At 53.0% G+C, this 13,316-nt stretch carries 13 protein-coding genes; 9 read left to right on the plus strand and 4 right to left on the minus strand.

Annotation, left to right across the window (positions count from 1 at the left end; all coding sequences use genetic code 11):
- The first annotated feature begins 1 nt into the window (after position 1).
- From ftsQ to mutT, 7 genes are all read left to right on the plus strand, one after another.
- Positions 2 to 832, plus strand: a complete 831-nt coding sequence (ftsQ, locus tag ACLJRU_RS10340) for a cell division protein FtsQ (RefSeq protein WP_000075728.1) — start codon at positions 2 to 4, stop codon at positions 830 to 832.
- The gene (gene ftsA, locus ACLJRU_RS10345) at positions 829 to 2,091 is read left to right on the plus strand and encodes a cell division protein FtsA (RefSeq protein WP_000588463.1); all 1,263 of its coding nucleotides are present in this window, start codon (positions 829 to 831) and stop codon (positions 2,089 to 2,091) included. The genes ftsQ and ftsA overlap by 4 nt, the downstream gene beginning before the upstream one ends.
- 60 nt (positions 2,092 to 2,151) lie before the next feature.
- Positions 2,152 to 3,303 carry a cell division protein FtsZ gene (gene ftsZ / locus ACLJRU_RS10350; RefSeq protein ID WP_023234812.1) on the plus strand — a complete coding sequence of 384 codons (1,152 nt, stop codon included), beginning with the start codon at positions 2,152 to 2,154 and terminating at the stop codon, positions 3,301 to 3,303.
- 100 nt (positions 3,304 to 3,403) lie between these two features.
- Positions 3,404 to 4,321: a UDP-3-O-acyl-N-acetylglucosamine deacetylase gene (gene lpxC / locus ACLJRU_RS10355; RefSeq protein WP_000595487.1), complete on the plus strand. Its 918-nt coding sequence runs from the start codon at positions 3,404 to 3,406 to the stop codon at positions 4,319 to 4,321.
- 278 nt (positions 4,322 to 4,599) lie between these two features.
- On the plus strand, positions 4,600 to 5,097 hold the full coding sequence (secM, locus tag ACLJRU_RS10360; RefSeq protein WP_000014336.1) for a secA translation cis-regulator SecM: 498 nt from the start codon (positions 4,600 to 4,602) through the stop codon (positions 5,095 to 5,097).
- 61 nt (positions 5,098 to 5,158) lie between these two features.
- Positions 5,159 to 7,864 carry a preprotein translocase subunit SecA gene (gene secA / locus ACLJRU_RS10365; protein WP_000905756.1) on the plus strand — a complete coding sequence of 902 codons (2,706 nt, stop codon included), beginning with the start codon at positions 5,159 to 5,161 and terminating at the stop codon, positions 7,862 to 7,864.
- A 151-nt stretch (positions 7,865 to 8,015) separates the two neighbouring features.
- Positions 8,016 to 8,411: an 8-oxo-dGTP diphosphatase MutT gene (gene mutT / locus ACLJRU_RS10370; protein ID WP_000736062.1), complete on the plus strand. Its 396-nt coding sequence runs from the start codon at positions 8,016 to 8,018 to the stop codon at positions 8,409 to 8,411.
- Positions 8,412 to 8,444: 33 nt separating this feature from the next.
- Here the strand turns inward: mutT and ACLJRU_RS10375 are convergent, their stop codons facing one another.
- Positions 8,445 to 9,434 (minus strand): aldo/keto reductase, encoded by a 990-nt coding sequence (locus ACLJRU_RS10375; RefSeq protein WP_001200035.1) that lies wholly within the window; start codon positions 9,432 to 9,434, stop codon positions 8,445 to 8,447.
- Between the two features lie 85 nt (positions 9,435 to 9,519).
- On the opposite strand from ACLJRU_RS10375, the gene ACLJRU_RS10380 reads away from it, so the two are divergent.
- Positions 9,520 to 10,461, plus strand: a complete 942-nt coding sequence (locus ACLJRU_RS10380; RefSeq protein ID WP_023234813.1) for a LysR family transcriptional regulator — start codon at positions 9,520 to 9,522, stop codon at positions 10,459 to 10,461.
- Here ACLJRU_RS10380 and yacG read toward each other — a convergent pair.
- From yacG to coaE, 3 genes are read right to left on the minus strand one after another with little or no spacing between them, the layout of a single operon-like run.
- The gene (yacG, locus tag ACLJRU_RS10385) at positions 10,458 to 10,649 is read right to left on the minus strand and encodes a DNA gyrase inhibitor YacG (protein WP_001286419.1); all 192 of its coding nucleotides are present in this window, start codon (positions 10,647 to 10,649) and stop codon (positions 10,458 to 10,460) included. The genes ACLJRU_RS10380 and yacG overlap by 4 nt on opposite strands.
- A gap of 9 nt (positions 10,650 to 10,658) precedes the next feature.
- Positions 10,659 to 11,402: a cell division protein ZapD gene (zapD, locus tag ACLJRU_RS10390; protein WP_000557443.1), complete on the minus strand. Its 744-nt coding sequence runs from the start codon at positions 11,400 to 11,402 to the stop codon at positions 10,659 to 10,661.
- A complete protein-coding gene (gene coaE, locus ACLJRU_RS10395) occupies positions 11,402 to 12,022 on the minus strand; it encodes a dephospho-CoA kinase (RefSeq protein WP_001270917.1) in 621 nt (206 codons plus the stop codon). Before coaE ends, zapD begins: the two co-directional genes overlap by 1 nt.
- Before the next feature lie 225 nt (positions 12,023 to 12,247).
- Between coaE and ACLJRU_RS10400 the strand changes: the two genes are divergently transcribed.
- Complete coding sequence (locus ACLJRU_RS10400; RefSeq protein WP_038393936.1) at positions 12,248 to 13,291, plus strand: GMP reductase; 1,044 nt, start codon at positions 12,248 to 12,250, stop codon at positions 13,289 to 13,291.
- The last annotated feature ends 25 nt before the right edge of the window (positions 13,292 to 13,316 follow it).

Raw genomic sequence — 13,316 nt, forward strand, 5'->3', positions numbered from 1 at the left:
TATGTCGCAGGCTGCGCTGAACACGCGAAACAGTGATGAAGAGACGCCTTCTTCACGCCGCAATAATGGAACGCGTCTTGCAGGAATTTTATTCCTGCTGACGGTACTGTGCACCGTGTTTGTTAGCGGGTGGGTCGTGTTAGGGTGGATGGAAGATGCGCAGCGTTTACCGTTATCAAAGCTGGTATTAACCGGCGAGCGTCACTACACGCGTAACGATGATATCCGTCAGGCGATACTGGCTCTGGGCGCGCCGGGAACCTTCATGACGCAGGATGTGAACATTATCCAGAGCCAGATTGAGCGTTTGCCGTGGATTAAACAGGCCAGCGTCAGAAAACAGTGGCCTGATGAATTGAAGATTCATCTGGTTGAATATGTGCCGATTGCGCGTTGGAATGATCAACATATGGTCGATGCTGAAGGGAACACCTTCAGCGTGCCGTCAGACCGCATCGGCAAACAGGTTTTACCCATGTTGTATGGCCCGGAAGGCAGCGCGAGTGAAGTGTTGCAGGGATACCGCGAGATGGGGCAGGTGCTGGCTAAGGATAAATTCACTCTAAAGGAAGCGGCGATGACCGCACGTCGCTCCTGGCAATTGACGCTTAATAACGGCATTAAGCTCAATCTCGGCAGGGGCGATACGATGAAAAGGTTGGCTCGCTTTGTAGAACTCTATCCGGTTTTACAGCAGCAGGCGCAAACCGATGGCAAACGGATTAGCTACGTTGATTTGCGTTATGACTCAGGTGCGGCAGTTGGCTGGGCGCCGCTCCCCCCTGAGGAATCTAATCAGCAACAGAATCAGGCACAGGCAGAACAACAATGATCAAGGCGACGGACAGAAAACTGGTAGTAGGACTGGAGATTGGCACCGCGAAAGTTGCCGCTTTAGTAGGGGAAGTTCTGCCCGACGGTATGGTCAATATCATTGGCGTGGGCAGTTGCCCATCGCGGGGTATGGATAAAGGCGGGGTGAATGACCTTGAGTCAGTGGTGAAATGCGTTCAGCGCGCCATTGACCAGGCGGAATTGATGGCCGATTGCCAGATCTCCTCGGTATATCTGGCGCTTTCCGGCAAACATATTAGCTGTCAGAATGAAATTGGTATGGTGCCCATTTCCGAAGAGGAAGTGACGCAAGAAGATGTGGAAAACGTCGTGCATACTGCGAAGTCAGTGCGCGTGCGCGATGAACATCGCGTGCTGCATGTGATTCCTCAGGAGTATGCCATTGACTACCAGGAAGGCATTAAAAATCCGGTCGGTCTTTCCGGCGTGCGTATGCAGGCGAAAGTACATTTGATTACCTGCCACAACGATATGGCAAAAAACATTGTCAAAGCTGTGGAACGTTGTGGTCTGAAAGTTGACCAACTGATATTTGCCGGACTGGCGGCCAGTTATTCCGTGTTAACGGAAGATGAACGTGAACTGGGCGTCTGTGTCGTGGATATCGGTGGTGGTACAATGGATATCGCCGTTTATACTGGCGGCGCGCTGCGTCATACCAAAGTGATCCCTTACGCGGGGAACGTGGTGACCAGCGATATCGCTTATGCCTTTGGTACGCCGCCGAGCGATGCTGAAGCCATTAAAGTCCGCCACGGTTGCGCGCTGGGTTCCATCGTCGGTAAAGACGAAAGCGTTGAAGTACCGAGCGTAGGCGGGCGTCCGCCGCGCAGCCTGCAACGTCAGACGCTGGCGGAAGTGATTGAGCCGCGTTACACCGAGCTGCTCAATCTGGTCAACGAAGAGATATTGCAATTACAGGAACAGCTTCGCCAACAAGGGGTAAAACATCACCTGGCGGCGGGGATTGTGTTAACCGGCGGCGCGGCGCAAATCGAAGGGCTTGCTGCTTGCGCTCAGCGCGTGTTTCATACGCAGGTGCGTATCGGCGCGCCGCTGAATATCACCGGTTTGACGGATTATGCCCAGGAGCCGTATTACTCAACGGCGGTGGGATTGCTTCACTACGGGAAAGAGTCCCACTTAAACGGTGAAGCAGAAGTGGAAAAACGTGTTACGGCATCAGTTGGCTCGTGGATCAAGCGACTTAATAGCTGGCTGCGAAAAGAGTTTTAATTTTTATGAGGCCGCCAGATATTACGGCCTCAGGCGACAGGCACATGACGGAGAGAGATTATGTTTGAACCTATGGAACTAACCAACGACGCGGTGATTAAAGTCATCGGCGTCGGTGGTGGCGGCGGTAACGCTGTTGAACACATGGTGCGCGAGCGCATCGAAGGTGTTGAATTCTTCGCGGTGAATACCGACGCTCAGGCGTTGCGTAAAACGGCGGTTGGCCAGACCATTCAAATTGGTAGCGGCATTACCAAAGGTCTGGGCGCTGGCGCTAACCCGGAAGTCGGTCGTAACGCGGCGGACGAAGACCGTGAAGCGCTGCGTGCGGCGCTTGAAGGCGCAGACATGGTATTTATTGCGGCAGGCATGGGCGGCGGTACCGGAACCGGCGCGGCGCCAGTGGTTGCTGAAGTGGCAAAAGATTTAGGTATTCTGACCGTTGCCGTGGTGACTAAGCCTTTCAATTTTGAAGGCAAAAAGCGCATGGCATTTGCGGAGCAGGGTATCACCGAGCTGTCCAAGCATGTGGACTCGTTGATCACCATCCCGAACGACAAGCTGCTGAAAGTGCTGGGCCGTGGCATCTCCCTGCTCGACGCGTTCGGCGCGGCTAACGACGTGCTGAAAGGCGCGGTTCAGGGTATCGCAGAGCTGATCACCCGCCCGGGCCTGATGAACGTTGACTTTGCTGACGTGCGTACCGTGATGTCTGAAATGGGCTACGCAATGATGGGCTCCGGCGTGGCGAGCGGTGAAGACCGTGCGGAAGAAGCGGCTGAAATGGCTATTTCTTCTCCGCTGCTGGAAGATATCGACCTGTCCGGCGCGCGCGGCGTGTTGGTCAACATTACGGCGGGCTTCGACCTGCGTCTGGACGAGTTTGAAACCGTCGGTAACACCATTCGCACGTTTGCGTCGGATAACGCCACCGTGGTTATCGGTACCTCTCTGGACCCGGATATGAACGACGAACTGCGCGTGACCGTTGTTGCCACTGGAATTGGTATGGACAAGCGTCCTGAAATCACTCTGGTCACCAATAAACAGGTGCAGCAGCCGGTGTTGGATCGTTATCAGCAGCACGGTATGGCGCCGCTGACGCAGGAGCAAAAAACGGTCGCGAAAGTGGTTAACGACAATACACCACAGGCGGCGAAAGAGCCGGATTATCTGGATATCCCCGCATTCCTGCGTAAGCAAGCTGATTAAGAATTAGCTGGAATTTGGGATTCTGGGCTCTTTGTGCTAAACTGGCCCGCCGAATGTATAGTACACTTCGGTTGGATAGGTAATTTGGCGAGATTATACGATGATCAAACAAAGGACACTTAAACGTATCGTTCAGGCGACTGGCGTCGGTTTACACACCGGCAAAAAAGTCACCCTGACATTACGCCCTGCGCCGGCCAATACCGGGGTCATCTATCGTCGCACCGACTTGAATCCACCGGTAGATTTCCCGGCCGATGCCAAATCTGTGCGTGATACCATGCTCTGTACGTGTCTGGTGAATGAGCATGATGTACGGATTTCAACCGTTGAGCACCTGAACGCTGCTCTGGCGGGCTTAGGTATCGATAACATCGTTATTGAGGTTAATGCCCCGGAAATCCCGATCATGGATGGCAGTGCCGCTCCGTTTGTCTACCTGCTGCTTGACGCCGGTATTGATGAACTGAACTGCGCCAAAAAATTCGTACGCATCAAAGAGACTGTTCGGGTTGAAGATGGCGATAAATGGGCTGAATTCAGACCGTACAATGGTTTTACGTTGGATTTCACCATCGACTTTAACCATCCGGCGATCGATTCCAGCAGCCAGCGCTACGCGATGAACTTCTCTGCGGATGCGTTCATGCGCCAGATCAGCCGTGCGCGTACCTTCGGTTTTATGCGTGATATCGAATATCTGCAGTCCCGCGGCCTGTGCCTGGGCGGCAGCTTCGATTGTGCCATCGTTGTTGACGATTATCGCGTATTGAACGAAGACGGCCTGCGTTTTGAAGATGAATTCGTTCGTCACAAAATGCTCGACGCGATCGGTGACTTGTTCATGTGTGGTCACAATATTATTGGTGCGTTTACCGCGTATAAATCCGGTCACGCATTGAATAACAAATTGTTACAGGCAGTCCTGGCAAAACAGGAAGCCTGGGAGTTTGTGACCTTCCAGGACGACGCAGAACTGCCGTTGGCTTTCAAAGCGCCTTCGACGGTACTGGCATAACGACATACGCTGTCGTATAAAATTCGACTGGTTAACCTGGCACTCTCTCCGGCCAGGCGAGCCAGTCGTTTTTTTTACTATCCTTTATCTGCGCTTTCCTTAATACAGCCATTTTGACAGGGTTAAATGGAAACACGGCGCGTTCGCTGTTTTCTTAGCCGATTTTCACCTTAGCTTCTCGTCATTACTGCTGTAGCGCGTACGCTTTAATGATAAGATTTGTGCGCAAATTGTTTTGATTCCGTAAGCCCATGAGGGGCATATCAGGTGGCAATGACGTGAGTGGAATACTGACGCGCTGGCGACAGTTAGGCAGACGATACTTCTGGCCGCATCTCTTATTAGGGATGGTCGCGGCGAGTTTTGGTTTGCCCGCGCTCAGTAACGCCGCTGAAACCAATACGCCTGCAAGGACGACCGCCAGCACCGCGTCTAAAGTTAACTTTAGCCATCTTGCGCTGTTAGAAGCCTCTAACCGTCGTCCCAATTTCACCGTAGATTACTGGCATCAGCACGCTATTCGCACGGTGATTCGCCACCTTTCTTTTGCAATGGCGCCGCAAACGCTGCCCGTTGCCGACGCGCCGTCGCCATTACAGGCGCATCATATCGCCTTACTGAATACGCTCAGCGCGATGCTCACGCAGGAGGGCACGCCGCCGGCGATTGTTCGTCGCCTCTCCCTGGCGTATTTTGCGCCACAAACCGCATTTAGCATCCCGGCCTGGATAAGTCAGGCGCAGGGTATCCGCGCCGGTCCGCAACGTCTCAGCTAACGAAAAAAGACCCTTTTACTTTATTTATAGCTCCGCGGCGCGGGGCATTTGAGACTTTATTATGCTAATCAAATTATTAACCAAAGTATTCGGTAGCCGTAACGATCGTACGCTGCGTCGTATGCGTAAGGCCGTCAGCCTTATTAATGCGATGGAACCGGAGATGGAAAAACTCTCCGATGACGAACTGAAAGCGAAAACCAACGAATTTCGTGCCCGTATTGAAAAAGGCGAAAGCGTAGAGAGCCTGATTCCGGAAGCGTTCGCGGTGGTGCGTGAAGCCAGTAAACGCGTCTTTGGGATGCGTCACTTCGACGTTCAGCTATTGGGTGGTATGGTGCTCAACGATCGCTGTATCGCCGAAATGCGTACTGGTGAAGGTAAAACGCTGACCGCAACGCTGCCAGCCTACCTGAACGCGCTGTCCGGCAAAGGCGTTCATGTGGTGACCGTGAACGACTATCTGGCGCAGCGTGACGCCGAAAACAACCGTCCGCTATTCGAATTCCTCGGTATGTCCGTTGGTATCAACCTGCCAGGTATGCCTGCGCCAGCCAAACGTGAAGCTTACGCTGCCGACATCACTTACGGCACTAACAACGAATACGGTTTTGACTACCTGCGCGACAACATGGCGTTCAGCCCGGAAGAGCGCGTGCAGCGTAAACTGCATTATGCGCTGGTGGATGAGGTTGACTCCATCCTGATCGATGAAGCGCGTACGCCGCTGATTATTTCCGGCCCGGCGGAAGATAGCTCGGAAATGTACAAAAAAGTGAACAAAATCATTCCGCACCTGATTCGTCAGGAGAAAGAAGATTCTGACACTTTCCAGGGCGAAGGCCACTTCTCCGTTGATGAGAAAGCGCGCCAGGTTAACCTGACCGAACGCGGTCTGGTGCTGATTGAAGAGCTACTGGTGCAAGAAGGCATTATGGATGAGGGCGAGTCGCTCTACTCGCCTGGCAATATTATGCTGATGCATCACGTCACCGCCGCGCTGCGCGCGCACGCGCTGTTTACCCGTGACGTGGATTACATTGTGAAAGACGGCGAAGTCATCATTGTTGATGAACATACCGGTCGTACCATGCAGGGGCGTCGCTGGTCTGACGGTCTGCACCAGGCGGTAGAAGCGAAAGAAGGCGTTGAAATTCAGAATGAAAACCAGACGCTGGCGTCTATTACCTTCCAGAACTACTTCCGTCTGTATGAAAAGCTGGCCGGTATGACCGGTACGGCGGATACTGAAGCCTTCGAATTTAGCTCTATCTATAAGCTGGACACCGTCGTTGTTCCGACCAACCGTCCGATGATCCGTAAAGATTTGCCGGATCTGGTCTACATGACCGAAGCGGAAAAAATCCAGGCCATTATCGAAGATATTAAAGAGCGTACCGCGAACGGTCAGCCAGTGCTGGTCGGGACGATTTCTATCGAGAAATCTGAAGTGGTCTCCAGAGAGCTGACCAAAGCGGGCATCAAACATAACGTACTGAACGCAAAATTCCACGCCAACGAAGCAGGCATCGTTGCGCAGGCTGGTTATCCAGCGGCGGTCACTATCGCTACCAACATGGCGGGTCGTGGTACCGATATTATGCTGGGCGGTAGCTGGCAGGCGGAAGTCGCTGCGCTGGAAGCGCCGACGGAAGAACAGATTGCGCAGATTAAAGCGGACTGGCAGGTACGCCATGACGCGGTTCTGGCTGCCGGCGGCCTGCATATCATTGGCACCGAGCGCCATGAATCCCGCCGTATCGACAACCAGCTGCGTGGCCGTTCCGGTCGCCAGGGCGATCCGGGTTCTTCCCGTTTCTACCTGTCGATGGAAGATGCGCTGATGCGTATTTTCGCCTCCGATCGTGTCTCCGGTATGATGCGTAAACTGGGGATGAAGCCGGGCGAAGCGATTGAGCACCCGTGGGTGACGAAAGCTATCGCTAACGCGCAGCGTAAAGTAGAAAGCCGTAACTTCGATATTCGTAAGCAACTGCTGGAATATGATGATGTGGCGAACGATCAGCGTCGTGCAATTTATACTCAGCGTAACGAACTGCTGGATGTGTCTGACGTGAGCGACACCATTAACAGCATTCGCGAAGATGTCTTTAAGGCGACTATCGACGCCTACATTCCGCCGCAGTCGCTGGAAGAGATGTGGGATATCCCGGGTTTGCAGGAACGCCTGAAAAACGACTTCGACCTGGAGATGCCGATTGCCGAATGGCTGGATAAAGAGCCGGAGCTGCATGAGGAGACGCTGCGTGAGCGCATCCTGGCGCAGTCCATCGAGGTGTATCAGCGTAAAGAAGAGGTGGTTGGCGCTGAAATGATGCGTCATTTCGAAAAAGGCGTGATGCTGCAAACGCTCGATTCCCTGTGGAAAGAGCACCTGGCGGCGATGGATTACCTGCGTCAGGGTATTCATCTGCGCGGCTATGCGCAAAAAGATCCGAAGCAGGAATACAAGCGCGAATCCTTCGCTATGTTCGCCGCGATGCTGGAATCGCTGAAATATGAAGTGATCAGTACCCTGAGCAAAGTCCAGGTACGTATGCCTGAAGAGGTCGAAGCGATGGAAATGCAGCGTCGCGAAGAGGCGGAGCGCCTGGCGCAGATGCAGCAGCTAAGCCATCAGGATGACGATGCCGCCGTGGCTGCCGATCTGGCCGCCCAAACCGGCGAACGTAAGATTGGACGTAACGATCCTTGCCCTTGTGGTTCCGGTAAGAAATACAAACAGTGTCACGGTCGCCTGAGCTAATGCGATAAACTTACCGGCCTGATAAGACATAATGTGTTGCCATCCGGTCGGTGCTGGCATTATTGCCGAAGGGCGCTACGCTTATTCGGCCTGGCATTGAACACAGATAAAAAGGCGCAGGCGACTGCGCCTTTTTTATGGATGCAACAAGATGAAAAAACTGCAAATCGCGGTTGGGATTATCCGCAACCCGAACGACGAAATTTTTATCACCCGACGCGCCGCTGATGCGCATATGGCGAACAAGCTGGAATTTCCCGGCGGAAAAATTGAAGCCGGCGAAACACCAGAGCAGGCGTTGATCCGGGAGCTACAGGAAGAGGTGGGGATTACGCCAACACAGGTGACACTATTCGACACTCTGGAATATCAATTCCCGGATAGACACATTACGCTGTGGTTTTGGCTGGTTGAACGCTGGGATGGCGAACCGTGGGGGAAAGAAGGACAGCCGGGACGGTGGATCGCGCAGAACGCGTTGAGTACGGACGATTTTCCGCCGGCCAATGAACCGATTATTCGTAAATTACGCCAATTTGCGCTTTAGTGGGGGATCGCAACACGATCCCCATCGATCTTATTAGCGATTTAATGTCGACATAATTTCCGGCCAGTAGCGGGGGCCGGCCGCGGCGTCGTGAGGAAAAACCGTCTCAATTGCCGCCAGCTCCTGCGGGCTTAGGGTCAGTGATAACGCGCCGAGGTTTTCATCCACCCTGGCGCAGTGGCGGGTGCCGGGAATGGGAACGATGTGCCTGTTGCGGGCCAGCAGCCAGGCCAGCGCTAATTGTGCGGGGGTACACTCTTTTTCGCGTGCCATTTGTTTTATTGCTTCAGCCAGACGTAAATTGCGCGAGAAGTTCTCACCCATGAACCTGGGATTTGTGCGACGGAAGTCATTCGCAGCAAAATCTTCTGGCGTTTTAATCGTACCGGTCAGAAATCCGCGTCCCAGCGGGCTGTAAGCGACAAATCCTATACCCAACCGTTCACAGGTGGAAAGTGCTGAAATTTCCGCTTCGCGGGACCAAAGCGAATACTCACTTTGCAGCGCGGTAATAGGGTGAACGTTATGGGCGCGTTCCAGCGTTTGCGTTGATGCTTCGGATAGCCCGAGATAACGCACTTTTCCCTCGCGCACCAGGTCCGCCATTGCACCGACAGTCTCTTCTATGGGAACTGATGGATCAACGCGATGTTGATAGTACAGATCGATATGATCGACCCCCAGGCGTTGCAGGCTTTGCTCACAACTACGGCGAACGTACTCCGGTCTGCCATTGACGCCACGCGCCATAGGGTTAGCAGGGTCGAGAACGATACCAAATTTCGTCGCTAAAAATACCCGATCGCGACGATCGGCGATGGCTCTTCCAACTAACCTTTCATTGGTATAAGGGCCATACATATCTGCGGTATCGAGCAGTGTTACCCCCTGATCTAACGCATAATGTAGCGTCTTAATTGAGGTGCTGTCGTCATGAGCGCCGTAAAATGCGCTCATGCCCATACATCCCAGTCCGATGGCTGACACTCGCGGTCCGTTTGCGCCTAATGTACGATATTGCATACTACCTCCATGAGGATATTTTGTGCATGGCAGGCAGTCTATACCTGGCGTATAAGATGAAAAATAGGGGGAATAAGCATGGTTTATGAAGGCTGGCTTAATAATGCGTCATGATGTGATGTCCATATTGCATGCTTTTTGCATGATTGCTGAAAACCATAGCTTCACGCGGGCAGCGGCGCAGTTACATATTTCTACATCGGCGTTAAGTCAGAATATGCGCCAACTGGAGGATGAACTTGGCGTGAAATTGTTGAACCGAACCACCCGGCGTGTCGGTTTGACAGAAGCAGGACATGCCTTTCTTGCCAGTATCAGGCCCGCATTAAACCATATTGATGAGGCGATGGAACATGCCCGCCAGAGCCGCGATATACCCGGAGGGACATTACGCCTGACCGTACCGCGCACGGCGGCTACGCTTCTGTTACAACCTAATCTCGCCGGTTTCATGCGCGATTATCCCGATATTCGGCTGGATATCGATGTGAATGACGGTTTTGTGGATTTAATTAACGAACGCTTTGATGCCGGTATTCGCTTTGGCGATGCGGTACAACTTGATATGAATGTCGTTTCGCTCGGTGATGTTTTACGCCCGGCGATCGTAGCATCCCCTGCATACCTTGCGCGTTTTGGCACGCCGCTGCACCCTCAGGAACTCATCAATCACCGCTGCCTTTGCCATCGTTTTACGCGTGAGAGCGGGCTATATCGGTGGGAGTTTGTTCACGGAGCGCAACGGCTGGAAATTACGCCGGAAGCCGCGTTAATGGTGAATGATAAAGCGTTGCGTCTCTCCGCCGCGCGTGATGGGGCAGGGCTAACCTATGTTTTTGAACAGGATGTCCACGAAGACTTACAGGATGGGCGGTTGTGTTCCGTACTTGAGGAGTGGCTGCCTGCGGCGGACCGGTTTTATTTGTATTATCCCGGCCGCGCGCATATGGCGCCAAAACTACGCGTATTTATTGATTATTTTTGTCATAAGGCGATATTGCCGTCTCAACAGAGCCATCACCGTTAGCGCTCTTCGCTCCAGTCGTCGCTATCAGACTGGTCGCCGCTGCTGGCGATTCGTTTCTCTTCGGCGGCCCATTCGCCCAAATCAATTAACTGACAGCGTTTAGAACAAAATGGGCGGAAGGGGCTAATTTCCCCCCAGACGACCGGTTTACCGCAGGTCGGACAGTTTACGACGGTCACGTCAGACATTTTTACTCCTTAGCAACAGGCCAGTTCAAAATCAAGACGCTCCGGCACCAGACCATTTTCACTATCCAGCGGCATAAAGCGAATGGCAAAACGGCTCTTATGGCCGGAAATTTGCGGATAAAGTTGTGAATCGAGCGTCAGCATAAGACGCAGCAAATCGGCGTCGTCCCCGTTATCCTGATAAAAACCGTTCAGGCTGGTTTGCTTACGGAAAGGCGCTGAATTACGGATCAGATCAAGCACCAGCGTCAGCGCCTGGGTGAGGGGATTCAGGCTGGCAAGCCAGGTTTCAATCTGGGCGTCGCGCTGCGCCTGTTGTAGGTGCAACCAGATATGCAGAGTGGGTAAATCGAAACTGCAACAGCCGCCAGGAATACTTAAGCGTTGACGCACAAGGGCAATCAAGCGATCTTCGCGTAGCTGCTGGCCAATCCTCGGGGCGGAGATCAGCACGCTGCCCGCCGATTTTAACTGCTGGCGCAGGGCTTCAATACGGTCTTGATCGACGCCGGGAACCTCAACCCAGGCCTGTAATTTACGCTGCTGGCGCTCCAGTTCTTTCAGCAGTTCGGTACGGACTTCGCCCCGTTCGAACACATCCAGTAGATCGCTGATATTACGGAAAAAATGCAGTGCGCCAGCATGGTCTGCAATTGGCAGGTTGATGGAGAGCTGTTGGATCAAAAACTCTATGCGCAGCCACGTACGCATCTTCTCATTGAGAGGGTGTTCAAATAGGACCTGGGTGTGCATTACGGTTTTTCCTGTGAGACAAACTGCGACGCGAGCTTAAGATAACTGGCGTGCAGGCGGGCCACATCTGATGCGATAGCATCCGGTGCGCCGTTATTATCAATAACATCGTCCGCCACGGCAAGGCGCGCTTCACGCGTCGCCTGCGCAGCGAGAATGTGTTCAACATGCTCGCGCGTAACATCATCACGCTGCATTGTGCGTATGAGCTGCGTTTCGGGCGTCACGTCAACCACCAGTACGCGGTTGGCTTTTTGATACAGCCTGTTTTCAACCAGCAGAGGCACAACCCATAACACATAGGGCGACGTAGCCTGTTGAAACTGTCGTTGGGTTTCCTGCTGAATTAAGGGATGAAGCAGAGCGTTAAGCCAGGCTTTTTCTTCCGGATGCGAAAAAATACGCTCACGCAGCGCCCGGCGACGTAACGTGCCGTCGGCGGCGATAAGTTCAGAACCAAAATGTTCCGCTATTGCGTTCAGAGTGGGCTGCCCTGGCTCAACCATCTGGCGCGCGATAATATCCGCGTCGATGACGGTTATTCCGAGGTCAGCGAAGGCATCAGCGACGGTACTTTTACCGCTGCCAATACCGCCGGTTAAGGCTACGGTATACCTCATATCTCCAGCTTCCGGAATTTTAGTTTGATAATCAAAAGGTTAAATTTTAAACATACAAAGACGATGCGCTCTGAGCATTAACCTACTATTCGCCAGGTAAATTTATGGGATTGTAACGTAAAAAAAGAGAATTTCGCAGTCTTGTACGGCCATGATTAGTGCGTATGATAGCGTCACTGGAGTTGTGAGTTTCGATTTTTCGCCATTAACCCCAGGAATCCGCACATGCGTATTGAAGAAGATCTGAAGTTAGGTTTCAAAGACGTTCTTATCCGTCCTAAGCGTTCTACCCTCAAAAGCCGTTCCGATGTCGAACTGGAACGTCAATTCACCTTTAAATACTCAGGTCAGACCTGGTCTGGCGTACCGATTATCGCGGCCAATATGGATACCGTCGGGACGTTTGAAATGGCGCAAGCATTGACCGGGTTTGATATTCTGACTGCTGTACATAAACATTATACCGTTGAAGAGTGGGCAGCTTTTATCAACACGGCTTCGGCTGATGTTCTGAAGCATGTGATGGTTTCCACCGGGACCTCTGATGCTGATTTCGAAAAAACCGTGCAGATTCTGGCGCTGAATCCTGCGCTGAACTTTGTCTGTATTGATGTGGCCAATGGCTATTCAGAACATTTTGTGCAGTTCGTCGCAAAAGCGCGTGAAGCATGGCCGACAAAAACAATCTGCGCAGGCAATGTGGTAACGGGCGAGATGTGCGAAGAGCTTATCCTCTCCGGCGCCGATATCGTGAAAGTGGGAATTGGTCCCGGCTCCGTATGCACGACGCGTGTAAAAACTGGCGTTGGTTATCCGCAACTGTCGGCGGTTATCGAATGTGCTGACGCGGCGCATGGCCTGGGCGGCATGATCGTCAGCGATGGCGGCTGCACCATGCCAGGCGACGTAGCAAAAGCCTTTGGCGGCGGCGCGGATTTCGTTATGTTGGGCGGCATGCTGGCGGGTCACGAAGAGAGCGGCGGCAGCGTGGTAGAAGAGAACGGCGAGAAATTTATGCTGTTCTACGGCATGAGTTCGGAATCTGCGATGAACCGTCATGTCGGCGGCGTTGCGAAATACCGCGCGGCAGAAGGTAAAACGGTTAAATTGCCGCTGCGTGGGCCGGTGGGCAATACTGCCCGCGATATCCTAGGCGGTCTACGCTCAGCCTGCACTTATGTCGGCGCGTCTCGCCTGAAAGAGTTGACCAAACGCACCACCTTTATTCGGGTGCAGGAACAAGAAAACCGCATTTTCAATAGCCTCTAATATTCTGGCTGGCGTAAATGTGCGC

The organism is Salmonella sp. SAL00653, from assembly GCF_046552515.1.
GTDB classification, from domain to species: domain Bacteria; phylum Pseudomonadota; class Gammaproteobacteria; order Enterobacterales; family Enterobacteriaceae; genus Salmonella; species Salmonella enterica.